General features: G+C 67.3%; 20 protein-coding genes. 3 read left to right on the top strand and 17 right to left on the bottom strand.

Going from position 1 to position 24504, the window contains the following annotated elements; translation table 11 throughout:
- Nucleotides 1–239: 239 nt before the first annotated feature.
- The 3 genes from JJ691_RS26265 (at nt 240) to JJ691_RS26255 (ending at nt 4737) form a co-directional block, all read left to right on the top strand.
- The gene (locus JJ691_RS26265) at nt 240–2675 is read left to right on the top strand and encodes a penicillin acylase family protein (RefSeq protein WP_211762309.1); all 2436 of its coding nucleotides are present in this window, start codon (nt 240–242) and stop codon (nt 2673–2675) included.
- Between the two features lie 21 nt (nt 2676–2696).
- Nucleotides 2697–3761, top strand: coding sequence for an alpha/beta hydrolase (locus JJ691_RS26260; RefSeq protein WP_211762308.1), 1065 nt, complete (start codon nt 2697–2699; stop codon nt 3759–3761).
- A gap of 139 nt (nt 3762–3900) precedes the next feature.
- Nucleotides 3901–4737 carry an SDR family NAD(P)-dependent oxidoreductase gene (locus JJ691_RS26255; protein ID WP_249227020.1) on the top strand — a complete coding sequence of 279 codons (837 nt, stop codon included), beginning with the start codon at nt 3901–3903 and terminating at the stop codon, nt 4735–4737.
- A 537-nt stretch (nt 4738–5274) separates the two neighbouring features.
- On the opposite strand, the gene JJ691_RS26250 is transcribed toward JJ691_RS26255, so the two are convergent.
- The 17 genes from JJ691_RS26250 to JJ691_RS26170 all read right to left on the bottom strand — a co-directional run bounded on the left by JJ691_RS26250 (nt 5275) and on the right by JJ691_RS26170 (nt 23666).
- A complete protein-coding gene (locus JJ691_RS26250; protein WP_249227019.1) occupies nt 5275–6360 on the bottom strand; it encodes an NADH:flavin oxidoreductase/NADH oxidase in 1086 nt (361 codons plus the stop codon).
- Entirely contained in the window at nt 6357–7223 is an 867-nt protein-coding gene (locus JJ691_RS26245) for a hypothetical protein (RefSeq protein WP_211762306.1), read from the bottom strand. Before JJ691_RS26245 ends, JJ691_RS26250 begins: the two co-directional genes overlap by 4 nt.
- A 197-nt stretch (nt 7224–7420) precedes the next feature.
- Nucleotides 7421–8191 (bottom strand): thioesterase II family protein, encoded by a 771-nt coding sequence (locus tag JJ691_RS26240; RefSeq protein ID WP_211762305.1) that lies wholly within the window; start codon nt 8189–8191, stop codon nt 7421–7423.
- 12 nt (nt 8192–8203) lie between these two features.
- Nucleotides 8204–9937 carry a non-ribosomal peptide synthetase gene (locus JJ691_RS26235; protein WP_211762304.1) on the bottom strand — a complete coding sequence of 578 codons (1734 nt, stop codon included), beginning with the start codon at nt 9935–9937 and terminating at the stop codon, nt 8204–8206.
- Nucleotide 9938: 1 nt separating this feature from the next.
- Nucleotides 9939–10964: a TauD/TfdA family dioxygenase gene (locus JJ691_RS26230; protein WP_211762303.1), complete on the bottom strand. Its 1026-nt coding sequence runs from the start codon at nt 10962–10964 to the stop codon at nt 9939–9941.
- Nucleotides 10965–11004: 40 nt separating this feature from the next.
- On the bottom strand, nt 11005–11241 hold the full coding sequence (locus JJ691_RS26225) for an MbtH family protein (protein ID WP_211771720.1): 237 nt from the start codon (nt 11239–11241) through the stop codon (nt 11005–11007).
- A gap of 43 nt (nt 11242–11284) precedes the next feature.
- Complete coding sequence (locus tag JJ691_RS26220; RefSeq protein WP_211762302.1) at nt 11285–12070, bottom strand: siderophore-interacting protein; 786 nt, start codon at nt 12068–12070, stop codon at nt 11285–11287.
- Between the two features lie 63 nt (nt 12071–12133).
- Nucleotides 12134–13204: a proline racemase family protein gene (locus JJ691_RS26215; RefSeq protein ID WP_211762301.1), complete on the bottom strand. Its 1071-nt coding sequence runs from the start codon at nt 13202–13204 to the stop codon at nt 12134–12136.
- Nucleotides 13205–13432: 228 nt separating this feature from the next.
- On the bottom strand, nt 13433–14518 hold the full coding sequence (locus JJ691_RS26210; RefSeq protein ID WP_211762300.1) for a thioesterase domain-containing protein: 1086 nt from the start codon (nt 14516–14518) through the stop codon (nt 13433–13435).
- A 65-nt stretch (nt 14519–14583) separates the two neighbouring features.
- Nucleotides 14584–16446 (bottom strand): condensation domain-containing protein, encoded by a 1863-nt coding sequence (locus JJ691_RS26205; RefSeq protein ID WP_211762299.1) that lies wholly within the window; start codon nt 16444–16446, stop codon nt 14584–14586.
- Nucleotides 16439–17212 carry a thioesterase II family protein gene (locus JJ691_RS26200; protein WP_211762298.1) on the bottom strand — a complete coding sequence of 258 codons (774 nt, stop codon included), beginning with the start codon at nt 17210–17212 and terminating at the stop codon, nt 16439–16441. The genes JJ691_RS26205 and JJ691_RS26200 overlap by 8 nt, the downstream gene beginning before the upstream one ends.
- A 51-nt stretch (nt 17213–17263) precedes the next feature.
- The gene (locus JJ691_RS26195; RefSeq protein WP_211762297.1) at nt 17264–18493 is read right to left on the bottom strand and encodes a cytochrome P450; all 1230 of its coding nucleotides are present in this window, start codon (nt 18491–18493) and stop codon (nt 17264–17266) included.
- A complete protein-coding gene (locus JJ691_RS26190) occupies nt 18486–19304 on the bottom strand; it encodes a PhzF family phenazine biosynthesis protein (protein WP_211762296.1) in 819 nt (272 codons plus the stop codon). The genes JJ691_RS26195 and JJ691_RS26190 overlap by 8 nt, the downstream gene beginning before the upstream one ends.
- Nucleotides 19304–20152, bottom strand: coding sequence for an aspartyl/asparaginyl beta-hydroxylase domain-containing protein (locus JJ691_RS26185; protein ID WP_211762295.1), 849 nt, complete (start codon nt 20150–20152; stop codon nt 19304–19306). Before JJ691_RS26185 ends, JJ691_RS26190 begins: the two co-directional genes overlap by 1 nt.
- Before the next feature lie 256 nt (nt 20153–20408).
- Complete coding sequence (locus JJ691_RS26180) at nt 20409–21122, bottom strand: HAD family hydrolase (RefSeq protein ID WP_211762294.1); 714 nt, start codon at nt 21120–21122, stop codon at nt 20409–20411.
- The gene (truD, locus tag JJ691_RS26175) at nt 21119–22138 is read right to left on the bottom strand and encodes a tRNA pseudouridine(13) synthase TruD (protein ID WP_211762293.1); all 1020 of its coding nucleotides are present in this window, start codon (nt 22136–22138) and stop codon (nt 21119–21121) included. Before truD ends, JJ691_RS26180 begins: the two co-directional genes overlap by 4 nt.
- Nucleotides 22125–23666 carry a GMC family oxidoreductase gene (locus tag JJ691_RS26170; RefSeq protein WP_211762292.1) on the bottom strand — a complete coding sequence of 514 codons (1542 nt, stop codon included), beginning with the start codon at nt 23664–23666 and terminating at the stop codon, nt 22125–22127. The genes truD and JJ691_RS26170 overlap by 14 nt, the downstream gene beginning before the upstream one ends.
- Nucleotides 23667–24504 lie beyond the last annotated feature (838 nt).

The raw sequence follows: 24504 nt of genomic DNA, 5'->3' as shown, positions 1-24504 counted from the left end.
CCGCCCACCCGGTGGCGCTCCCCAACCCCAGGGTACTGGGCCGAACGCAGGACAAATAGGCCTCCAACTGGTCACAGCGCCAGCCAGTGCGGGGCACCGGCCATCTTTGACCGGTTCATGACCTGGCCTGCCACCGGTGCCGAAGCTGAGCATTCGTTGGCTGGGCGCGGTGACCCACGCCCAGCCAACGGTCTTGACACAGCAGAAAGGAACGCTCGATGCCGCCAAGCAGGAGACGGATGGCGGGGCTTCCGGTGGCGGCTGCCGCGATGGCGGTCGCGCTGAGCACGGTGGCGGCCACCACGATCGTGTTGCCAGCGGCCGCCGTGACCGCGCCGGACAAGCCGACGATCCGCTACACCGAGTACGGCATCCCGCACATCATCGCGTCGAACCTCACCGATCTGGGCACCGGTTACGGGTACGCCGCGGCCAAGGACAACATCTGCACGCTGGCCGACGCCTATCTGACGGTCAACGCGCAGCGGTCCCGGTACTTCGGGGCGGACGGCAAGGCCAGCCCGGGGGAGAACCAGAACACCACCACCAATCTCAACAGCGACCTGTACTTCCAGCGGATGAACGACAACAAGGTGGTCGAGAAGCTGATCGACCTACCGGCGCCCAACGGGCCGGAGCCGGAGGTCAAGCAGGCCATCAGCGGCTACGTCAAGGGGTACAACCGCTATCTGGCTGAGACCGGGGTGGCCAACATCTCCGATCCGGCCTGCCGCGGCGCCGCCTGGGTCCGGCCGATCACCGAGCTGGACGTCTACCGGCACGCGCACGCCGAGATCATCATGGGCAGCACGGACCCGCTGCTGGACGGTGAGGTCAACGCGACCGCGCCCGGCGCCTCGGCCACCGCGCCCCAGGCCCGCTCGTCCGACGAGGTCGCCGGCAAGATCGCCGACGCGATGGCGCACGCCCGCCAGCAGAGCATGGGCAGCAACGCACTGGCGGTGGGGTCCGACGGCGTCTCCGGCGGCACCGGGATGCTGCTGGCCAACCCGCACTTCCCGTGGCAGGGCAAGAACCGGATGTGGGAGAGCCAGCTGACCATCCCCGGTCGGCTCAACGTGGCCGGCGCCAGCCTGCTCGGTTTCCCCGCGATCAACATCGGGCACAACGACGACGTCGCCTGGAGCCACACGGTGGCCACGGTCGCGCCGTTCGGGCTGTTCGACGTCCAGGTCGACCCGCTGCACCCGACCAAGTACCTGGTGGACGGCACCTGGCAGGACATGACCTCCCAGCAGGTCAGCGTCGACGTGCTGAACCAGGACGGCTCCATCGGCAAGGTCGCCAGGACGCTGTGGTCCACCCGCTACGGACCGATCACCACCTCGCTGCAGGGCGTCCCGCTGCCCTGGGTGGTCAGCGCGCACGCCGTGCGTGACGCGAACATGGACAACCTGCGGGCGATGAACACCTGGCTGCACCTGGACCAGGCCAAGGACGTCAACGACGTGGTCACCACCCTGGAGACCACGCAGGGCGTGCCGTTCTTCAACACCATCGCCACCGACCGCACGGGGCACGCGCTGTACGCGGACATCCAGTCCGCCCCCGACATCACCGACGACCACGCGAACTCGTGCCTGACCGCGACCGGCCAGGCGCTGTTCTACCACCTGCGGCTGCCCAACGTGCCGCCGATCTCCATCTTCGACGGCAAGCGCAGTGAGTGCGACTGGCCCAACGACCCCAACGCGGTCGCGCCGGGTCTGCTCGACCCGCACAAGCAGCCGCGGCTGATCCGCTCGGACTTCGTCAACAACGCCAACGACAGCCCGTGGCTGGCCAACCCCGACCAGCCGGTGACCTACCCCAGGGTGATGGGCGACACCGGCGCCCCCCGATCGCTGCGCACCCAGCAGTTGATCCTGACCGCGCAGAGCCGGATCAATGGCACGGATGGCCTGCCCGGCAAGGGGTTCACGCCGGAGAACATGCGGCAGGCGCTGTTCTCCGACCACAGCCGGGCGGCCGACCTGGCGCTCAATGCCACGGTGCAGATGTGCCAGGGCCTGCCCTTCGGGACGGTCCTGGTGAACAACCAGCTGGTGTACGTCGGGGACGCCTGTCCGATCCTGGCCGGGTGGCAGAACCACAGCTTCACCAACGACAGCAAGGGTTCCTGGCTGTTCGAGAACTACTGGTTCTACCTGCTCGGCGGGGGCGCCGCCGACGGCGTGCCGTGGAAGGTCGCGTTCGACCCGAACGACCCGCTGCACACGCCCAACTCGTTGGACACCGGCAATTCCCGGGTCGGCAACGCCTTGGGGCAGGCGGTCCTCGCGCTGCGCAACGCGGGTGTCCCGCTGGACGCCAAGCTGTCGGATGTGCAGAAGATCACCCGAAACGGCGAGCAGATCCCGATCCACGGCTCGCTCGGCGAACTCGGCGTGCTGAACGTCATCGTTCCCGGCAACGGCGCCGGTGGCCAACTGGACGTGCTGTTCGGGTCCAGCTTCATCCAGCAGGTCGAATTCACCGCGGATGGCCCGCCGCAGGCGTCTTCGCTGTTGACCTACTCCCAGTCGGTCAACCCCAACTCACCGCACTATGCCGACCAGACCAAGATGTTCTCGGCTGGCCAGTGGGCGACCGACCGGTACACCGAAGACCAGATCGCGGCGTCGCCGGTGCTGGAGATCAAGGTTCTCAACTGACATGACCAGGAAAGGAACTCGATGACGACCACAGCAAACCGCTGGCGACCAGCGGTGGCACTGCTGGCCGCGATCACGTCGGTGTTGGTGACCGCAGGCCCGGCCGCCGCAGCACCGGGGCCGCCTACGCTGGCCGACAGCAACGGGCTGACCCAGGTCGGCACGTCGACCGGCACCTCGACCAACTTCGTGATCACCGTGACCACGCCGGAGGTGTCGGGCCAGCACCACATCAAGATCATCCTGCCCGGCGACTACTACGCCGATCCGACCAAGCGCTACCCGGTGCTGTACTTCCTGCACGGCTCGCCGGACGATCCGGCGCAGCAGAACTACCCGGCGCTGACCATGTCCAACAAGATGATCACCGTCATCCCCGACGGCGGCGCGCGCAGCTGGTATGACAACTGGCTCAACCAGAACACCGTGCTCGGCGCCCAGAACTGGGAGAACTTCCATCTCAACCAGGTGGTTCCGTTCATCGACGGCAACCTGCGCACCATCGCCACCAAGAAGGCACGCGCGATCGCCGGCGTGTCGATGGGCGGGTTCGGAGCCTTCCACTACGCGATGGACCGCCCCGATCTGTTCAGCCAGACCGCGTCCCTGTCCGGGGACATCGACTTGTCCGTGGACTCGATGGACCTTCGGCTGGCCGTGGTCGCCTCCCTCGTTGACGCGCTCGGCGTGATCTGCTCAGCCGCCAGCGGCGACTGCTCCGGTGACAAGTACAAGCCCGCCGTGGACAGCGATGCCCTGTGGGGCACGCCCTACCCGGTGTTCAACGGCGACCGACGGTGGAACGAGGTGGATCCGTCACAGCACATGGACAAGCTGTCCGGCATCGGAATCTCGTTCTATGTCGGCAACGGCGGCGGCCAGGCCACCAACCCCGAGTTCTGGCTGGAGGGCGCGGCCACGCACGTCAAGGACCACTTGGACGCGCTGCACATGCCCTACTACTTCGTGGACTACGGCGACGGCTCCGCCTGGGGCAACCAGTGCGACGGCGGCCACGACGGCGGCTGCTGGGAGCAGGACCTGCTTGACCTGATTCCGAGGCTGGAGCGGGCGTTCGCCGCCTGACCTGTATTCCCCACCCCGGGGCGTCGACCGCGGCTGGTCGGCGCCCCGCTCTCGTCCTCGCCGACGGCGCCAACATCACTGGTGTCACCGGTGTTGACGCCAGTGGACCGGATCGTCAGTCTGCTGGGGACCGTCGAGGATGGGAACCAATGACCGTCGCACCCAGAACGACCGTCCGCCGCATGCTCGGCCGCCTGCCGTGGCTCGACCCGGACCGCCTCCATTGCCGGCCAGGACCGCATTCGTCACGGGCGCGAGCTCTGGCATCGGGCGCGCCCTCGCTGTCGAGTTGTGCGCCCGTGGGTACGACGTGTTCCTCGCCGCCCGCAGGACTGCCGTACTGGACGAACTTCGCACCGAACTCGCCGGCGTGTACCCCCAGCGGAAAGTCGCATTCACGAGTCTCGATGTCACCGACCACGCAGCGGTGGTCAGCGCCCTTGACGACGCGGCGGCCCAGCTGGGTGGGCTCGGCATCGCCTTTGCCAACGCGGGAGCGGACACCGAGGGCGATATCGGCTCCGGACACTTTTCCAGCCACCGCGATGTCATAGCGGTCAACCTCATAGGCGCGATGGCCACCATCGACGCCGCGACCGCCCTCTTCCGCACGCAAGGCGGTGGTCAGATCGTCGGCATCTCGTCTGTGGCGGCATCCGCCGGTCTGCCTGGCGGTGCACCGTATTGCGCATCGAAAGCCGGGCTGACGACCTACCTGCAGGCGCTGCGCGCCGAAACATGGAAGAGCGACATCACTGTCACCACCATTGTGCCGGGCTACATCGACACTCCGCTCAACGAGGCCATGGGAGGCAGGCGACCCTTCCTGATAGACACCCGCGCCGGAGTCAGGAAGATCATGGACCGGGTCGAATCCGGTGCCCACACTGCGGCCGTGCCGCGTTTCCGGTGGGCGCTCGTCGCCGGCCTGCTGCGCATTGCTCCGGACTGGATGATCGCCAGATCCACAATGTGACCCGAGCACGCCGCAGGCCGAGCATCGGCGCCCCGGCCTCATCGAGGATTTCCCAGCCGCCGCCGGTCCGAGAGCGGTCCCGACCGCCGGTTCCCCGCGGCGGCCGTCCACACGCCACTGCGGTCCGCGCTTGCCGCGACCACCCCGATCCGCATATGTCAGAGCCTCGAAGTTGGCTCCTGTAGCGCGCTTCTCGTCGGTAATATCGTGGACTTGCGGTCAGAGAGCAACCAGCTACGTTGGATCAACGGTATCTACGCGTTGGCACTTCTTGACGTTTGTCGCCAAATGGCCAACCTTGTGACAAGGCGCCAACGCCGGGCGAACGATCTGCGCGGGCGACCTGTTTCTTCGACAGGAACGCCTCCTCCGCCCCCTGTGGATCAGGTGCCATCGGATGGACCGGTCCGTAGCGCGGCACGAGCGCCGACCACGCACCGCGGACTGTCCATGCCGTAGCAAATCCGGCTACTGCGTGAAGATCGTTAGATCATCACGCAGCTCGGCCAGACGTCACCCGCCATTCGCCACCTCTGATCAGAAGGCGTCGGCGTACTGGTCCGGCCAGTGTGGCTGCCCGCCGAGCTTGGCCAGCGCCCGGCGCGGCCAGTACGGGTCGCGCAGCAGTTCCTGCCCGATCAGCACCAGGTCGGCCTGGCCGTCGGAGATGATGCACTCGGCCTGCTCGGGCTCGGTGATCCGGCCGACCGCGCCGGTGGGCACCCCAGCGTCGCGGCGCACCCGCTCTGCCAGCGGAACCTGGTAGCCGGGGCCGATCGGGCCCCACATGTCGGTGGTTGGGGTCGCGCCGCCCGACGAGCAGTCGATCAGGTCGACCCCGGCCGCGACCAGTTCACGGGCCAACTCGACGGTGTCGGTGACATCCCAGCCGTCGTCGACCCAGTCGGTGGCGGAGACCCGGGCCAGCACCGGCACGTCGGGGCCGACGGCGGCGCGGACCGCCGTCGCGACCGCGACGGCCAGGCGCATCCGCGCGGGGCGGCCGCCGCCCCAGCCGTCGGTGCGGTGGTTGGTCAGCGGGGAGTAGAACTCGTGCAGCAGGTAGCCGTGCGCCGCATGGATCTCCACGGCCTGGAAACCGGCGTCGAGCGCGTACTCGGCGGCCTGGGCGAACGCGGCGATCACCGCGGCGATGCCGGCCTCGTCGAGGGCCTTCGGCGTGCGGTACGCCGGCACGAAGGGCTGCTTACCCGGCCCGACCGGCTGCCAGCCGCCGTCGGCGTCGGGCACCCCGCCCCGCTTCTGCGTGAATGGCCAGTACGTGGACGCCTTGAACCCGGCGTGGGCCAGCTGGATCGCGGGCACCGCCCCCTGTGCGGCGGTGAACGCGGTGATCGGCCGCCACGCATCCACATGCGCCGGTGACCAGATGCCGGTATCGCGTGGTGAGATCCGGCCCTCCGACAGCACCGCGCTGGCCTCGGTTATGACCAGCCCGGCACCGCCGACGGCGCGGGCGCCCAGGTGGGTCAGGTGCCAGTCGGTCGGCAGGCCGTCCGGCCCGGCGGAGTACTGGCACATCGGCGACATCGCGATGCGGTTGGGTAGCGTCACGCCGCGCAGTTCGAGGGGCTTGCCGAGTGCCGGCACGGACCAGGTCATGATTGTTCCGGGATGTAGTAGGGGCGGTTGTGCGCGGCGACTGGCGGCGACTGAACGCTCCAGACGCCGACGGCGGAAGCGCCGTCGAGCAGCGCGGCCAAGTCGACGCAGGCGGGAGCGCCAGGGTCGACGAGCTCGACGGTGACGCGGTCCGCCGTGTCGGGATCGAGCAGGCGGAGCCGGTGGGGTTGGTAGACGTTCAGGGAGCCGGCGAGCAGGCGTCCGGCGGGTTCGGTGCCGTAGCCCGTGATCGGGGCGTGGTTGACTTCTGCTGCGGGGAGCCCGTCCAGCCGGGCGTTCAGAACAAGGATCGGATCGCCCGGCGCGCCGATGCTGCCATCTGCGGTGAAATCCGCGTCGAAGCACGTGATCTGCCAGCTTTCGCCTTCTGGTCCGTTAGGCGATGGCATGGCGGCGGTGAAGCGGGCTGGGCGCTTTGGCTCGGCGAACAGTTTGGTGCCCGCCTCGATGGCGATCTGGTTGTCGCAAAGCACGTGGATACGGCCGATGCCGAGCAACTTGGACTGGTCGACCCCGCGGGCGTAGTCGGCGTAGGTCAGCGCAGCCAGACGGTGCTCCTCGCTGCGCGGGTAAGCGATGATGCTGATCTCGATCTCCTCGGTGATGCCCGAGCCGCCCGCGTACTGGGCGAAGTAGAGCTGGTAATTGATCGAGACGCAGGCTCGGCCGTCGAACAACGCTGAGGTGAGTCGCGGGTGGACACGGCCCAGTATCTTCTCCGCCGGTTCGGGGTCAACCAGGTAGTCGATTCCGACGGTGTGCAGTGCGCCATAGTGGAACGGCAGCAGGAAAGGTTCCGTGATCGGCGGTAGAGGCAGATTCGGTGAACTGGCATCGGTCACGGGTAGGTTCCCTTCGCTAGGATTCAATCAGCCTGATGGATGAGCGTGAAACATCATGTCGGTGTGTAGGTACGGCGGGGCCCGTGCGGCGTGGACGATTTAATGTGGCCGGTCGGCTTGTGGGAGTTCCTTACGTGGCCGTCGGCCAGGTCTAGCTTGTTCCCCGCCTGAACACCTCTTGGACACGTCAAATCGCACTATCGTGCAATGGCGGTTATGTGCGAAGGAAGGTTCCGCCACACGTCAGGGGTGTAGAAGTGGCCGCCGGGCAGCGAGTCGTGTCGGTAGGGCCCCAGTGCCAGCTCTCGCCATTGGGCGGGGGCGGTGGCCTCGATCACCTGGTCGTCGACACCGGAGAGGACCTGCAGCGGCATGCTGACACCAGCGGCGCCGCCGTAGTGGAAAGTATCACGCACGGCGATGTCGGCGCGCATGATCTCGATCGCCATCTCCAGCACGTCTGGATCGCTCAGCACCTGCTCGGTGACCAGTCCGTGCGCGCGGATCCAGGAGAGCAGCTCGTCGTCGGAGTCATGGCATGCCGGGAACATGTCCCGCGGCGTCAGGCCGCGCGCTGGAGCGTTGCACGAGGACACGACCAGCGCGTCCGGGACCGACCTGCCCTGTGCCTCCAGCCGGCTCGCCACCTCGAAGGCCATCCAGCCGCCCATGCTGTGTCCGAAGAGGACGTACGGCTGGTCGCTGACCGCTGAGACGACCGCGCGGGTGGCGTCCTCCGCCAGCTCGTCCCAGGTCGTGGCGAACTTCTCCCGGAAGCGGCCGTCCCGGCCGGGGTAGCAGATCAGCGCCAGGTCCACGTCCGGCGCAACCACCTCGGCCCACGGGTGGTACGGCCCGGTGCCGCCGCCGCAGAAACCCAGGCACACCAACGTTGTGGTCGCGCCGTCGAGTTGTTTCGGCCGAATCACAGCGGTGTTCCGCCGTGCTGATCCCAGTCGGGTCGACATGTGCTGTCCTTTCTACCGGCCGCCGGCCGAGTGCACACCGGCGTGTACCGCCTTGACGAACTCCGCGAAGTCGCGAAGCAGCGGATGCCGGTACATGTCCCGGATGGACAGTGTGACTCCCAGCTCCTTCTTGACGCGGGCCACGACCCGGATGGCCATCAACGAATGGGCGCCCAGCGCGAAGAAGTCGTCGTCAGCGAACACCCTGTCCTGACCGAGGACTGCCGCCCACACGTCGGCGACGAGTTCCTCGTACTCGCCTGCCGGGAGCTGCCCGTCCGCTCGTGCGGCACTGTCATGGGGATCAGGGAGGAGGGAGAGGTCGAGCTTCCCGTTGACGTTCAACGGGAAGGCGGCGATCGGAATGAACCGGACCGGGACCATGTGGGCCGGCAGGTGTGCGGCCACGTGGTCGCGCAACTCGTCGAGATCCGGGTCGCCCACGCAGTACGCCACGAGGTCGTCGGCCCGCACGACCACGACGGCGGCACACCCCTCGCGATATCGGGCGATGGTCGCCTCGACTTCGCCCGGCTCCACCCGGAATCCGCGCACCTTGACCTGGCGATCGGCCCGCCCGACGAACTCGAGCGTGCCGTCCGGTCGCCACCGGGCCTCGTCACCCGTGCGATACATCCGCCGCCCGGCACCGGCGAAGGGGTCGGCGACGAAGCGCTGCGCGGTCAGGCCGGGGCGGTTCACGTACCCGCGTGCGACCCCGGGACCCGAGATGTAGACCTCGCCGGTGACTCCCACGGGCACCTCGGCCAGGCGGCCGTCCAGCACGTGGATCTCAACGGAGGGGAGCGGCCGCCCGATGTGCGGCTCGGTGCCCTCGACCGGCCCAGCGGTGGAGTCCACCGTGCACTCGGTCGGACCGTAGAGGTTGAACGCTTCGACGCGTCCGGACTGCCTGGCCTTGTCGAGCCGCTGCCACAGCGCGGTGGGCACGGGTTCGCCGCCCAGGAACAGACGCAGCGCCGATGTCGTGACTCCCTGCTCCACCGCCTCCCAGTGCGACGGAGTGGCGTCGATGTCGGTGATCGCGTACTTCGACAGCGCGGCGCCGAACCGGGCGGGATCGCGCCGCTGTTCCTCGTCGAGGAGGACGACCGTGTCGCCGCGGCACACCCTGACCCACTGCTGGACCGACGCGTCGAACGACGCGCTCGCGTTCCACCCGACAACGCGGTGGCTGTCCGCGTACGCCCCGATCGCCTCAAGTCTGTGGACCAGAGACGCCACCGCGCCTCTCGTCACGATCACGCCCTTGGGCGTGCCGGTCGAGCCAGAGGTGTACATGACGTAGGCGGCGTCAGTGGATGTCACGGGCACTGGCACGGCAGCGGCCCCCGTGGCAGCGGGCGTGATCACCTCGACGTTCGCGATTCCGGCGGGCAGAGCGTCCGCCGCGATCACCAGCCGCAGTCCGGAGTCCCGCATCATGAAGGCGAGCCGCTCATCGGGGTACTGCGGGTCGAGGGGGACGTACGCCGCGCCCGCGCTCCACACGGCGAGCAGAGCGACGACGAGGTCCACTCCTCGCTCCAGGCTCACGCCCACGTGGTCGCCACGGCGCACGCCGCGGGCGCTCAGCGCACCGGCCAGTGCCGCGATCCTCTCGGCGAGGCTCGCGAACGTGACGGACGTTTCCGGAGATCGGACGGCGATCAGGTCCGGTGCCACCGCGACCGACCGCTGGAACCGGACCAGCAGGTCGTCGCCTTGTGTGTGGGGAGTGTTCATCTCAGACGAACCTCGCTTCGGCCGGCACGGTCGGCTGGCAGTCCCGTACGGACACCGGATCGCCCATCGCGACGACGATGCGCCGGTCACCGCGGAACGGCTCCCTGCCATGTGCGGCAAGGATGTTGTCGACGACCATCACGTCCCCCGGTTGCCAGGACCGTCGCATGGTCGCGTCCACGTACGCCGCGTCGATGGCGGCGAGATCCTCCTTGGTGACCGGTTCGCCGTCGCCGAAGGACGTTTCGAACGGGAGTCCGTCCTGGCCGAACTCGTCCACGAGGGACTCGCGGATCTCCTCGTCGAGCGACCACGAGTTCCAGAACGCGAGGTGGTTGAACCAGACCTCGTCGCCGGTGCGGGGATGGGTGATCAGCCCGGCGCGGACCTGGCTGGTGCTCAGATGCTCGCCGGACCAGCGCGTGGCGATCAGGTTCTCGGCACAGTACTCCTCGACCTGCGCGCTGTGGTCAGCGGCGAAGGCGGTGCGCCAGTCCAGCGAGACCAGGTCCGAATAGTTGCGCCGCAGCGCCCAGCCCGAGGAGCGCATGCGCCGTACGAGGTGTTCCGGCATGTCGCGCAGCACCGCCCTGCAGTCCGCGACCGGGGTCGCGCCGCCCTCCGCGGGTGCGGTGAGGCAGCAGAACACCAGGGTTCCCGGGAAGTCGAGGGTGTAGCTGTTCTCGTTGTGCATCCGGATGGGCTGGGCAGGCGGCAGGTCGGTCGAGGAGAACACGTCGTCGCCGTAGCTGCGCCTCGGCGTGGCCTTCTCGCGGTACGGGGTGCGCCGCTGGATCAGGTGATCGCGGACGGCGCCGAAGTCCTGTACGTCGCGCACTGGCAGGCCGCGCAGGTACAGCACCCCGTGCGACCGTGTCTCAGCACGGAGGTCGTCGTCGGCCCAGCGCAGCCAGTCCAGCGCGTCGGCGAGCGTGGGCAGCTCAGGGGTGACGATCATGGGCGGCGCCCCGGCCTCGAGCTGGACGTCGATTTTGTTCGTGACCTCGTGGTCGGTGGCATTCTTCATCTGACGTCGAACCTTCCCCCGCGGTGAAACCCGCGTTCCGTCAAACTGCCGGCCCGGTTTCCCGGTCGTCGTCACGCAAGGCGTGGATCAGTGATTTCGGCCGCAGGTCGGTCCAGTTCCGCTCGACGTAGCCGAGGCAGGCCTCCCGTGCGTCCGGTCCGTGGACCACGTTCCAACCGGCTGGAACATCGGCGAACACCGGCCACAGCGAGTGCTGCCCCTCGGCGTTGGCCAGCACGGTGAAACGACCGTTCGGATCTTCAAAAGGATTCGTCAACTCACCCACCCCATCGACCGCCGGACTCGCCGGCTGCTCCACATCACCGAGAAGCCTGAGGCAGGCGTTGTTCCTGCTCGGCCTCGACCGCCTCGTTCCACGCCCGTTTCGACGCTCGCCAGCCCTCGTCGTCCTTGCCCTGGCGCCAGTAGCCCGAGACGGACAGCCTTGTCCGCTCAACCTGCCGTTCCACGCGTAGGTAGCCGCGCAGTTCCTTCACGAAGCCCGCTTCTCCGTGCACGAACACCTGCACGTCTCCCGGCAGGACCTCCTGTGATCGCACAGCTTTCACCAAGGCGTCGCCGACAGGCAGATCGCGCCGATGCACCCAGGTGATCGCCGTGTGGGCGTTGGTGCGCAACGGCGTCTCGTCCTCCGGTCCGTCGACCTCCACGAAGACCATCGCGATCGCCTCCGCGGGCATCGCCTCGAGCGCTGCGGCGATGGCGGGCAGTGCGCTCTCGTCGCCGGCCAGGAGGTGCCAATCCGCTTCAGGATCGGGGAAGTATCCGCCACCCGGTCCGAGGAACTGGATCGCATCGCCCGGTGCCGCGCGAAGCGCCCAGGGTGCCGCCAGACCCCTGTCGCCGTGCACGGCGACATCGATCCACAGCTCCACTGCCTCGGAGTCCCATCGGCGCACGGTGTACGTGCGCCTGCGGGGTCGTTCGGCGTCGCTGGTGGGGAAGAGCAGCTTGATGTACTGATCGGTCGCGCTGACGGGGACGAACGCGCGCAGTCCCGCACCTCCCAGCACCACCCGGATCATGTTCCGGGTGAGCTGTTCGGTGCGGAGCACCGTTCCCGTGATCGGCATCTTGTCAGCCATCGTGTTCGCTCCCCAGCTCAGGCGCACGCTTCCGCAACCGCGTGGCAAAGGTGAAGTACTCGGTTACGAGACGGAACTGGTTCCCCACACGTCGCCGACCGCGTATCCACGTGGGAAGGGGTCATCGGGGTGCAGGACGTGCTGGTTGATTCCGGTGATCCAGGCCTGCCCGGCGATGGACGGCACGACAGCGTCGTGGCCGGCGAACCGGACGCGCTCGTGCAGCAGGCCTTCGAACGTCGTGCCCAGGACACCTTGGTGGACGAACGGAACGCCGAGCGCGAGTTCGCCCCGTGCGTGGAGGCAGGCCATGCGGGCCGAAGTGCCGGTGCCGCAAGGAGAACGGTCCAGGGCGCCGCGCCACGTCTCCGGCCGCGCGATGTCCAGTTCGCCGGTGGGCATGACGACGCTGTTCTGTGCGGAGACGCCTGGTGAGTCCGCGGGTCCGTGCAGCATCGCGAGCGAGATCTGGCCGAGGTTCGGATCGTCGGGATGGTGCACCTCGACCTGTGCCCTGGCGGCGGCCAGCAGGGCTGCGCCGGCGCGGACGATCGTCGGCGCGTTCTCCGCTCCCAGCTTGACACCCATGGCGGAAGCCGGCACCAGAACGTAGAACTGGCCGCCGAACGCCACGTCGGCGAGGACGGTGCCGTACTCGGGCATCTCGAGCGGGGTGTCGAGGGCGACCACCCACGACGGCACGTTGCGGACCCTGACTCGCGTCACCTTGCCGCCGGAAACGGATGCGGTGGCCTCGACCAAGCCCGCCGCCGTGTCGATCCGCACCACTGTCTCGGGGCCTCGCATCGGCAACGCGCCCGTTTCGAGCAGGGCGGTCACCGCACAGATCGTGTTGCTGCCAGACATCGGCCGGAAGCCGCCCTGCTCGAGGATGATCAGCGCGACGTCGGCGGTATCGGTGACCGGTGGCAACACCAGGACGCCGCACATCGCCGGATGCCCGCGCGGTTCGCGCAGCAGCAGCATCCGCAGGTCGTCCATGTGCTCGGTACACCACCGCAACCGCTCTGACATCGTCGTGCCGCGCACCTGGAGGTGACTGCCCAGCAGAATCCGGCCGGGCTCTCCCTCGGCGTGAGCATCGACCGACGTGATGATGAGCGTTCCGCTCACGCGGCGCCTCCTGAGTTCGAACGCGTGGTCAAACAGGGCTCAACGGGTTCCCGTCAAAGCTCCGCGAAGGCACGGTCGGTGATGACCGCGTTGTCGAGCTCCGTGACTTGAAGCTGCGGCCGGTGCCGCAAGTCCTTCGCCGATGTCGAGAAGTGAGACGCGTGCTCGGACATGGAGCGCCTCCCGATGTTGTCCCGTAGGAGTGATGTCAATGACCAAGGCCCGAGATCAGATCGAGGTGGGCACAGCGGAGTTGAGCGCGTTGAGTGCGTGGGCGATGTCCTCGCGGAGGAACTCCCGTGCTTTTCGCGTCAGGTCGATGCTCCGGTGGTCGCAGTCCTGCCTGCGCACGAGCGTTTCCGCCGGTATGTACTGAGACCAGAAGCTCTCGTAGACGTTGGTCGCGGTCTGGGGGTCGGAAAGCCTCGCCAGGCCCGCGGGTCCGCAGTCGAACGCCTGGCTCTCGTAGAAAACCGCGTGACCGGTGAACCGGCCCGCTGGGCGGTACTTGTAGGCGGCGAGGACGTTCAGCGCGTGGACCTCCGCCTGCCGCATGAACAGTTCGTCCGAAAAGGACTCGGGGATCTCGCCGGATTCGCGCAACGCCTGCACGCACTGGTCGAGACGGTCCGGTGTGAAGTCGACCTCGCTCACCTTGCACAGCTCGCGCACGTGGTCCTGCACGAAGTACGCCTTGTCCTGCTGGATCTCCCGCATGAGGGGTGGCTCGAACAGCCCCAGAAAGGCGACGTGATCACCACGCTCCTGCCAGATCCTGGCCATCTCGAAGGCGATGTTGCCACTGGTGCACACGCCGACCACGAAATACGGTGGCCGGACACCGAGCTCGTCGAGGTCCGCCACGTGCCTGGCGGCCATTGCCTCGACCGTGGACAGCGGTTCCTCTTCCATGTCCATGCCGATCGAGCGCACGGCCACGATCGGCACTCCGAGATCGGCGGTGAGCATTCGGTCGGAATAGGTCAGTTCCCCTTCGACGGTGTAGAGGTACACGAGCGGGATCGGTCCCGCCGGTGAACCCGGAACACGGAAGGGTTTCTGCGGAGCGGCACTGGCCTGCCTGGCTTCCCGGACGTGGCGCGCGAGTGCCTCGACGGTCGGTGCCGCGGCGAAGTGATCGGCGGTCACCCGCACGCCGAACTCGCGCTCGACGTCCGCCAGCATGGTCCGTGCCGCCGCGGCGTCGCCGCCCAGTGCGAAGAAGTCGTTCTCGATGGGAACCTGCCTGACGCCGAGGATCTCTTTCCACAGGAGGGCCAGGTAGAACTCGTAGTGTTCTCGGTATCGAGCCATTCGGTCTCCCCAGATCGTGGCTTCGGCATTCAGTGGTGGTCGGAGACCCGGAGGTCGAACGAAGGTCAGGTTCTGGGCGGCTCAGGCACCTCGGCACTGTTTCCAGACGCGACCTGTGCGCCTGGGGTGCGCTGTTCGGCGATGATCTCGCGAACTCGGGCGACTGTCGGGTCGAAGTAGAAGGTCCTGACCCTCAGCGTCACCTGGTACTCGGCCCGGATCCGGCTCACGAGCTCGATCGCCAGCAACGAATGTCCACCGAGGTCGAAGAAGTCGTCGTCGACCGCCACGGCATCGACGCCCAGCACGTCGGCGAACATGGTGCACAGGGATTCGTCCAAGGACATCGCCCGGTCCGCGACGCCGACGACGTCGATCTTCGCGTCCGGATCGGACGTCGTGGAATCCAGCACCTCCACCAGCCGCGTGGACAGCGTCGCGATCGTCTCCCTATCGAACAGGTCGGCCGCGTACTGGACGACACCCAGCAGAGAGCCGTCATCCGATGACGGGCGGAAGCGCACCGCCAGGTCGAACCTCGATGTCGAGGCGTTTCCCACGGAGTACCTCGTCATGCTCACCCCGGCGAGGTCCGGTGTGGGACTGTCGGCATCCATCGTCAGGAACACCTGGAACAAGGGGTGGCGCGCCAGTGAGCGCGGCGGTTTGAGCGCCGCCACCACCCGTTCGAACGGAACGTCCTGGTTCTCGAAGGCCTGGTCGTGGGTGCTGCGCACACGGGCCAGCAACTCCCTGAAGGTCGGCTCGCCGGAAGTGTTGACACGCAACACGATCAGGTTGATGAAGCAGCCGATCAGGTCGTCGAGAAGTGGATTCGATCGTCCGGTGGCGGCCGTGCCGACCGGGATGTCGCATCCTGCCCCGGAAGTGCTCAGGAGCACCGTCAGCGCGGCGTGGAGGACCATGAACGGGGTCATGCCCTCAGCTTGCGCCAGCGACTGCACGCGCGAGAACACTTCCGCTGGGACGGTGAAAGGGACGGTGCCGCCGCGAGCGCCGGCGACCGCGGGGCGCGGGCGGTCCCACGGGAGCTCCAACTGCTCGGGAACGCCCGACAGGATCTCGCGCCACGTCTCGGTCTGGGCGACCATGACGCTGGCCGGATCATCTTCGCGTCCCAGGTGTTCTCGTTGCCACTGAGCGAAGTCGGCGAACTGAACGGGGAGTGGCACGAAGTCCGGGGTCTTGCCCGCGAGGCGCGCCGCGTAGGCCCGGCTCAGGTCCCGGCACAACGGTCCGAGCGACCACGGGTCCGAAATGATGTGGTGGGTCACTAACACGAAGACGTGCTCGTCCGCCGAGATCGACAACACCTCGGCGTGAACCGGGATCTCGGTCGACAGGTCGAACTGGGCTTCGTGGGCCTGCTTCACCCGCAGATCCAGTTCATCGGGCTGGATGCGCGAGCGCACCAGGCGGAACGAGACCTCGTCAGGCGGGTGGATGTGCTGGAAAGGCTTGCCCTTGATGTCCGGGAAGGTCGTCCGCAGACTCTCATGCCGCAGCACGACGTCGGCGAGTGCCAGCTCGAGGGCGTGGAGATCCAGGCGCCCCCGCACGCGCAGCGTGAGAAGGGGCAGGTTGTATCGCGAGCTGGGGCCTTCCACCTGGTCGCTGGCCCACAGCCGTTGCTGGGCGAACGACAGCGGCACGTGCTCAGGCCGCACCACGGGCCGCAGCATCGCGCGTGCAGGCTGGTCAGGCGGTGATACGGGGGAGTGCTCGCGCGGTTGCGTGCCAGCCCACGCCTTCTCAACGAAGTCGACGCACTCTGCCCGCTTCGACGGGCCGAAGGCGATCTCCCAGCCGTCAGGCGACTGGATCTCCGCGGGCCACAGCGAGTACTGACCGCCGGGGTTGGCGAGCACGACGTAGCTTCCGTCCCGATCCTGAAACGGGTCAGACATGGGACGTCCCTTCGCGCTCGTAGTGTCGGGCGAGCGCCGAACCGGTGACCGCACGGATCTTCGAGAGGACTTCGCTCAACTGGTCGACGAGGTAGAAGTGGCCTCCGTCGAACACCGCCACCTCGGACGGGCCGGATGTCATGTCACACCACAGATCCAGTTCGGACCTGTGCACGGACGGGTCGCTGTTCCCGCCGAGCACGAGGAAGGGAATGTCCAGAAGTGGCCGCGGCGGGCAGTGGTACGTCTCGGCCGCCGCGAAGTCGGCCCGCAGGATCGGCAGCAGGAACGACCGCATGTCGGGAAAGTCGAGCAGGCCGTCGGACACCCCGCCGAGCGCGATGACCGAATCGAGGAACTCCTCGTCGGACAGCTCGTACGACTGGGACGTGCGCGGGTGCGACTGTGGCGCCGGCGACCCGGAGACGATGAGCAGAACCGGCGGGCGTCCGGCCGCGGTCAGCCGGTGGGCGAGTTCGAACGCGACGAGGGCGCCCAGGCTGTGCCCGAACAATGCCAGCGGTGCGGCCGTCGCGCGCAGAGCCGGCTCCAGCAGACCGTCGGCGAGGTCCGAGATCGAGTTCATGAGCGGTTCCGCGACACGCCGCCCGTGACCGGGCAGGGCAGCCGGGTTGACGGCGACGTCCTCGCCCAGTGCCCGCTGCCAGCTCGAGAAGAACGAGACGTCGCCACCACCGGGGGGAAGGCAGAGCAACATGAGGCGCGGGTCGGCGACCGCGTGAGCGGTCGGGAACCAGACCGACATGTACTTCCTCCAATGTGTCTCGACGGCTCGGCAGGTTTCTCTGCGGAGTGCTCAGCTGCCCAGCGCGATCGGCAGGTGCTTGATCCCGGCAACGAAGTTGGAGAGGAGCCGGTCCGGGGGACCGGCGGGCCGGATGTCGGCGAACGCCTGGCTGATGCTGCCGAGAACGTGCTTCATCTGAATGCGTGCGAGAGCGGCGGCGACGCACACGTGTGGGCCGTGGCCGAACGACAGGTGAGCGTTACCGGTTCGACGGATGTCGAACTCGTCCGGTGCGTCGAACGCCTCCGGGTCGCGGTTCGCGGAGGGGTAGAAGAAGACGACCTTGTCGCCCGCGCTGATCGCCACCTCACCGAGCGTGGTGTCGACAGTCGCGGTCCGCCGGAAGTGGATCACCGGTGGCGCATAGCGGAGGCACTCCTCGACCGCGGTGTCGATCAGCTGCGGCTCGGCTCGGAGCAGTGCGTACTGGTTGGGATGGTCCATGAAAGCGATGAGCGCACCGGGGAGCGCGCTTCGTGTCGTGTCGTTGCCCGCCACGGCGAGCAGGAAGAAGAAGTTCTCGAACTCGGCGTCTGTGAGCCGCCGGCCTTCCACCTCGGTGTGCACGAGCGCGGACAAGAGGTCATCGCCGGGATTGCGACGGCGGTACTCGGCCAGTGATCGCGCGTACTCCATCATGTCGGTCAGCTCGGACGGGCGGCGTTGGTCGACCAGCGCCGGAGGGGCGTCTGGCTGGACGTACTCGTCGTCGTGGTAGCCGATGATGCGGTTGGCCCAGTCGAAGAAGAACTTGCGATCTGTGGCCGGGACGCCCAGCACGTGGGTCAGCGTGGAGAGGGACACCTCGTCGGTCAGTTCGGTGACCACGTCGCACACTTCACGCCCACGCAGCGGTTCCAGCAGCGTGGCCACCCGATCCGCGACGAACCGGTCGAACCCGGCCAGGTTGGCCGGGCTGAAGGTGCGGCTGACGACCTTGCGGTACTTGTTGTGCGTCGGCGGGTCCATGTTGAGCAGCATCGACCGCAGGTAGGGGAGGTCGGCCGGGTCCGGGTCGCGCAGCTGCGTCCCGCCTAGGCTCGCGGAGTAGATGTCCGGGTTCCGGCAGACGAACCGGGCGTCGCCGTACCGCATGACCGCCCAGAACCCCGGCCCTGCGGGCGAGGTCGGCAACGGGGGTTCGTCCTGCCAGGAGATCGGCTCCTCGATCCGCATCTTGGCGTAGGTGTCGTAAGGGATGCCGGAGGCGTAGGCCTGCGGGTTGTAGATGTCAGGCATCGGCTGAGTGCGGGTCGAAGGAGATGGTGCCGGACAGGTAGGAGCGGGTGTGGCCCGCGATGGCGACGCGGTCACCATCGAGGGCGCAGGACGCCTCGATGACGTGCGGCCGGCCGAGCCGCCGGGAGTACTGCCGGGAGGTCAGCTCCTTCTTGCCCAGCCGGTCCGCCCAGAACGGGATGAGCAGGCAGTGCGCGGACCCGGTGAACGCGTCCTCGTAGATCGCCTGCTTGGGCGCGAAGAACCGGGACGAGAAGTCGTGGCCCACCCCTGGCGCTGTCACGGTGACCGCCCGCCGGTCCAGTCCGATCAGCACACCCTGGTCCGGCACGGTCGCCCGCATCTCTTCTTCGGTGTCGTAGAGCGCCACGTAGTCCATTCCCGCGTACACGGCCTCCGGCGCGATCGAGAGACCGTCGAGCAGGCGGGCGGGTGGCTCGATCTGCTCCACCGGCATCGCCGGGAAACCCAGTGCCAGCTGGCCGTCGTCGAGGCGGCTGACCCGCAGCGGACCCTTGCCGGAGTGGAAGACCACTTCGGACAGTCCAGGCCGGAGTTCGTGGAAGACCACGTGCGCGGAGGCCAGCGTCGCGTGCCCGCAGAGTTCGGCCTCCATCGACGGTGTGAACCAGCGGATATCGTAGTCGTCCCCGCGCGGGACGAGGAACGCCGTCTCCGGGAGGTTGTTCTCCAGGGCGATCGACTGCATGAGGTCCTCGCTCAGCCACTCCTCGAGCGGGCAGACCGCGGCCGGGTTGCCGTAGAAGACGCGTTCGGTGAACGCGTCGACCTGGTAGATCGGCGTCTCCATCACGCGGCCGGGCGGGTGTGGAGGAAGTAGGCGCGCATCGGCTCGATCGCCTTGAGGACATCCGGGTCACCCGAACGTTCCGCGGCCGCCTCGAACAGGCTGAAGACGTCCGTCGGCTCGATGTCCCTGGTGAACAGGGCGGTGATGGCGATCTTGAGGAACTCGCGGTGGGTCACGTGCGTCATCAGCGCGCCCGCGGCGACGTACGCCTCGGACTCGGCGGGAGTCATCGGTGGCCGGGAGACGGTGCGGTCCGCCGGGATCCCGGTGACCGCCGGGTCATCGGCCAGGATCTTGCCGATCGAGTCGGCCTTGAAGTCGAGGACGAGGTGGACGCGGTCGCGGTCCCAGCCGGAGAACGCGCTGTGCGGTTTGGTCGCGTCGAGGAACCAGATCTCGCCTAAGTTCATGTGGTAGATGACGTTCTCGTGCGAGTTCAGGCACGAGTCGTCGGTCTCCAGCGGAAGGTGGATCCGGATGAGGTCGGACTCCAGCTCCAGGTAGTCCCGGTGCGGGACGAGCACGCTGCCGGGGGTCAGCCGGGCGATGCGCCCGAAGCGCAGCAGTGAGACGTCGAACAGGCGGTTGACGAGCTCCTCGACGTAGGGCAGTTGCTTCCCGAGGTCGGTCAGCACCGCGGGCCCGTCGTAGGCGTCGAGGCTGGTGTGCAGACCGTCTCCTGAGCCGTTCCAGGCAGCACAGCTCCGCCAGTGACCGCAGGCGAACTCACCGTAGGTGTTGGTGTAAGGAAACGACTCCATCGTGGCGAGGTCGCGCGCGAGCGCCTCAGTGTCCACGGTGTAGGTCGACAACATGCGGGTGCCGGACGCGGCTGTGGCCCGAACCATGCTTCCCCCCAAATCTCAAACAATACGCCGATTGATTGAAGAGACGGCCATCTGTTCGATTGGAACATGTCCTTCGTGGACCCGTCAAGAACTGCATCTGAACCTTGAAGAAGTTCAGTCACGCATTTTTTGACGCGCGAAAGTAGGTGGGGAAGTGTTGACTTCTCCCGCCTCTGCTTTTTCATTTTTCGAGGCGGTGCGTGCGGGATGAGACCGCACGCACCGCCCCTCGAACCGGGCCTTCGAGCCATCGGGGTTACTTGCTTTCCTGGCAAGTCCCGTTCGGTGTTCTCGATCTAGCCCCGGGCCGTCTACTGCCGGCGGGTCGCGGTACCTCGGCCCAGCGCTCGGCCACCAGGTCGGCGTCGCGCAGACGATGTCGCTCGTGCGTGGTGCACAGGGCGACGCACCGCATACCTGCCGCTCGCGCGGCAGCGATTCCCGTCGGTGAGTCTTCGATGACCAGGCAGTCATCCGGTGTGGCACCCAACTCGGTGGCGGCGTGCAGGAACAGGTCCGGCGCGGGCTTGGCCGCGATGCCCGCGCCCGTGGTGAACATCGGGCCGGGAAACCGTGCCTGCAGGTCCGATCCCGCCAGTACCGCGCCGAGCAGGTGGGGATTCATTGACGTGGCCGCGCAGATGTCCGCAGAAGTGGCTGCGGCGGCTATGAACTCCCAGGCTCCCGGAATGTACCGCACTCCACGACTGAGAAGTTCCTTCATGAGTTCGTGGCGTTCGCCGGCCAGTTCGAAGGGATCGTCGTCCAGTTCATAGTGGTCGACGATAACTGAAATGGCCTGAGCATCCCCCAAGCCGGTGATCAGGTGTTTCAGTGCACTTCGGTCGTAGGTGTGCCCGCGTCGTGATAGCAGGATTTCCTGCGCTTTGTCCCACGTTGGCTCGGTGTCCAGGATAACGCCTTCGACGTCGAAAATCACCACCGACGCCTCCGTGACCGCGACGGTCATGAGACCTGCGCGGCGAGCTGCCTAATGGCCGCCGTCGCGTACGAACCCGACGGCAGGAAGAAGCTGAGCTCGACGCGCTTGCGTCCGGGGAAGTACTCGTCGTCCGCGCGGCCGTCCACCTCGATCACCGTCTGGGCCACGGTCGCTCGCACCGACGCCGAGCGCGCCGGCGCGCCGCCGTCGAACCTGTACTTCGTGGTCGGCAGCTCGTAGGCCTTGGCCAGGACGCGCGCCGCGTCCGCGGACTTGGTGACGTAGGTGAAGTCGATCCCGTCGACGGTGATCCGGCGGACATCGGCGCCGGCGGTCGCCGTCGCGAGCTCGGCGAGGTTCTCGTTCCAGGCGAAGGAGGCGTGTGCGGCCGGGTAGAAGGACGTCACCCGTTCGTCGAGCTGGAAGAAGAAGTCGCGGCTCGGTCCCGGCCAGTCCGCGGCGAGCTCGCTCTCCGGGGAGTTCAGCTCGATCAGAATCTTCCTGGCGTCGTCCCAGCGGTCCTCGAGCATGGCCGCGCCGACCAGGTGCGTGAGGTGCGGGCCGTTGGGAACGCCGAACCGCTGGGTGTCGAAGTAGTTCAGGAACATGAAGTTGATCTTCTTGCGACCGAAGAACCCGGTGAAGTGCTCGGGTTCGATGTTGCGCAGCACAACTTTGAAGCTGTTGCCCTCCATCTGACCGACTCGCAGCGATGTGTTGGTGAACCCGTAGTGCTGCGTGGTGTACCAACGGCCGCCGGTGCCCGCGTCCGCTTCGTCGGACGTGGGGATCGGAATGGCCACCGGAGCCGAGATGAGCTGTTCGGTGACGCCGTCCTCGTCCTTGAGCCCGCAGTACCCGATTGAGCCCTCGGTGACGCCGGCCGCGGCCGCGATCGCTCTGACGACCTCCATCGTGGTGTAACCACACTTGCGCAGCAGGAACAACCGATGGGTCGCCGACTCCCTCGGGGTCTGGCGCACCGCCACGCTCTCGCGAACGAGGAAGTCGTCCGGGATGTGCTTCACCTCAAACTCGTTCAACGACCGACTCCATTCGAGCGGTTCCGGCAAGCAGCCTGGCTACGCGCTCACCGATCATCATGCAGGTCAGGTTGGTGTTGGCTCGGACAGAAGACGGGATGATGGACGCGTCCGCCACGCGCAGTCCCTCGGTGCCGAAGACCCGGCACGCGCTGTCGACGACGCCGGAGCCGGGATCGGCCGACATCGCCGCGGTGCCAGTGGGGTGATGGGCGGTCTGCACTTGGTGCGCGACGTACCGATCTACGCTCGCGTCGTCCGCGAACGTGAGCTCGTCGGCCCCAAGCACGCGCTGCACGTGCCCGCGCATCTCCTCGTCGGCCGCGATGCGGTGTGCCAGTCGCAGTCCCTCGCGAAGCCGGATCCGGTCGGATGCCGCCGCCAGGTAGTCGAGCCGGATCTCCGGAGGCCGGACTGGGTCACGGCTGGTGAGGCGCACGGTTCCGCGCGAATCCGGTCGCATGAGGTTGGCCGTGATCACAAAAGCGTGCGAGCTCTCGCACAAGTGCGCGAGGTGCGGTGCGTAGGCGCTCATCTCGACGTGGTTGAGCAGACAGAGCTGCATGTCGTTGGTCGGTCCCCAGCCGTCGGAGGTGTACCGGAGGACCGCCTCGGCACATGGTGCGGAGGTGTCGACGGCACCGGATGCCGGCGCGCACAGGAGCGGGACCTGCGAGTGGTCGGCGAGGTTGGCTCCGACGGCGGGCAGATCGGCGACCACGTCGATGCCCAGAGCGCGAAGGTCCGCTGCCGGTCCGATGCCTGACCTCAGCAAGACGGCCGGGGTGCCCACCGCGCCTGCGGCGACCGTCACCTCGTCGGCTCCGATCCGGTGGGCGCGTCCCTCGGCGATGATCTGCACGCCCACCACCCGGTCCCCGGCGAACAGGAGCGAGTCGACGGTGGCCTGCGCCATGATCGTGAGGTTGGGCCGGAGTCGAGCGGGCTCTAGGAACGCGGTCGCGGCGGAGACCCTCTCAAGGGAGGCGCCGAGGTTCAGGGGCAGGGCGCCGACTCCGCTGGTGCCAGGTTCGTTGTGGTCGTCGACTCGGTCGTGGCCCGCCCGCACACACGCCGAAAGAAAGCTGCGGGACAGCGACGTCATCTGCTCGACGGGTGTCCTGGCCACCGGTAACGCGCCGGACCGGCCATGGTGGTACTCGACGTGATCGGCATCGGTTTCGATGGCGGTGAAGGCATCGAGAACGTGGTCCCATGACCAGGTCTGCGCACCGGATGGCCAGTCGTCGAAGTCACCCGGCTCCGGCCGGAGCGCGATGCAGGTGTTGATAGCCGAACAACCACCCACGATCTTGCCGCGTGGCAGCCACAAATTCCGGTCACCGGGTCCGCGGAGGGTGTACCCCCAGTCGTGCGAGCCCAATGCGGGTGTTCGTCCGTTGCGCAGTTCTGGCGGGAGAGAGCGGGCGTGGTAGTCGGGGCCGGCCTCGACGAGCAGGACACTGCGGTCGGTGAGACAGGCCAGGCGGGCGGCCAGTACCGCGCCGCTCGATCCAGCGCCCACCACGACGTGGTCGTAGTGGGTTTGACGACTTGGCGTCACTCGTATCCCCCCAAGATTCGCACAGATCATTTCCTGACACCCCGGCCCACGCCTATCGTCGGCGTTGCCGTGGACAGCGGTCGCCGTAGTGCAACAAACAGGGCCTTGACGTAAAGAAATACCTGCTGACCAGCTTGGGTCAGCGGAACCTGAATGTCTCAGCAACGCCCATGCCGGTATTCGCGAACGCGTTGAGTGCGAACCTGTCCGGCCACTATCCCGCTGGTTCAGACACGGAGAAGGCCAGATCCGGCCGGTGAAACAGGAAGATCATCTCTGTGATGAGACCGATGATCGAGAAGTTCGGCATGGCAGTGCAGGGCACGCCAGCAGGGGGTGGTTACCACGCCCGTTTGATCCCCCCAGCTGACGACGTTGACGTCGAGCGTCCACATCGGTCATAGGCCGATCATGCACCAGACTCGGTGCTGAGTCCAGCCCTGATTTCACGGTTGGCCACGCTGCTGTCGCAGCAGGCGGTTCGGTGCTCTGCCAGGGAAGTCTGGTAACGGCTGGACAAGTCCGCAGACGCCAGGTATAACGATTATGGCTACGTTGTCGATCAGAGCGGACACTGAGTTCGCATCCAGGCCGCACTCCAGTTTGGAGTTGCGAAGTCGGACAGGGTTGTCCGGATTCGAGGAAGTTTTGACGACCGGGGGGGTCAGTCTTGAACTGCCTGTTGATGAGAGCGCCACGAGTTCTGCCCGGCCATGCTCCGGGAAGCGCGTCGTGCTGACGGGCTCGCTGCCTCGCTGACGATGGAGGCGGTTGCTCGGTGTGTGGTAACCGCACGCCTTGA

Origin of the sequence: Kutzneria sp. CA-103260 (assembly GCF_018263855.1) — a bacterium.
Classification (GTDB): Bacteria; Actinomycetota; Actinomycetes; order Mycobacteriales; family Pseudonocardiaceae; genus Kutzneria.
The sequence above is the reverse complement of the archived record's forward strand: the minus strand, read 5'-3'. Positions and strand labels throughout refer to the sequence as shown.

Bases quoted from the DNA above. Each gene is read 5' to 3' on its own strand.
- JJ691_RS26265 (WP_211762309.1), top strand. From the start codon at position 240: ATGGCGGGGCTTCCGGTGGCGGCTGCCGCGATGGCGGTCGCGCTGAGC.
- JJ691_RS26260 (WP_211762308.1), top strand. From the start codon at position 2,697: ATGACGACCACAGCAAACCGCTGGCGACCAGCGGTGGCACTGCTGGCC.
- JJ691_RS26255 (WP_249227020.1), top strand. From the start codon at position 3,901: ATGGGAACCAATGACCGTCGCACCCAGAACGACCGTCCGCCGCATGCT.
- JJ691_RS26250 (WP_249227019.1), bottom strand. From the start codon at position 6,360: ATGACCTGGTCCGTGCCGGCACTCGGCAAGCCCCTCGAACTGCGCGGC.
- JJ691_RS26240 (WP_211762305.1), bottom strand. From the start codon at position 8,191: ATGTCGACCCGACTGGGATCAGCACGGCGGAACACCGCTGTGATTCGG.
- JJ691_RS26235 (WP_211762304.1), bottom strand. From the start codon at position 9,937: ATGAACACTCCCCACACACAAGGCGACGACCTGCTGGTCCGGTTCCAG.
- JJ691_RS26230 (WP_211762303.1), bottom strand. From the start codon at position 10,964: ATGAAGAATGCCACCGACCACGAGGTCACGAACAAAATCGACGTCCAG.
- JJ691_RS26220 (WP_211762302.1), bottom strand. From the start codon at position 12,070: ATGGCTGACAAGATGCCGATCACGGGAACGGTGCTCCGCACCGAACAG.
- JJ691_RS26210 (WP_211762300.1), bottom strand. From the start codon at position 14,518: ATGGCTCGATACCGAGAACACTACGAGTTCTACCTGGCCCTCCTGTGG.
- JJ691_RS26205 (WP_211762299.1), bottom strand. From the start codon at position 16,446: ATGTCTGACCCGTTTCAGGATCGGGACGGAAGCTACGTCGTGCTCGCC.
- JJ691_RS26200 (WP_211762298.1), bottom strand. From the start codon at position 17,212: ATGTCGGTCTGGTTCCCGACCGCTCACGCGGTCGCCGACCCGCGCCTC.
- JJ691_RS26195 (WP_211762297.1), bottom strand. From the start codon at position 18,493: ATGCCTGACATCTACAACCCGCAGGCCTACGCCTCCGGCATCCCTTAC.
- JJ691_RS26190 (WP_211762296.1), bottom strand. From the start codon at position 19,304: ATGGAGACGCCGATCTACCAGGTCGACGCGTTCACCGAACGCGTCTTC.
- JJ691_RS26185 (WP_211762295.1), bottom strand. From the start codon at position 20,152: ATGGTTCGGGCCACAGCCGCGTCCGGCACCCGCATGTTGTCGACCTAC.
- JJ691_RS26180 (WP_211762294.1), bottom strand. From the start codon at position 21,122: ATGACCGTCGCGGTCACGGAGGCGTCGGTGGTGATTTTCGACGTCGAA.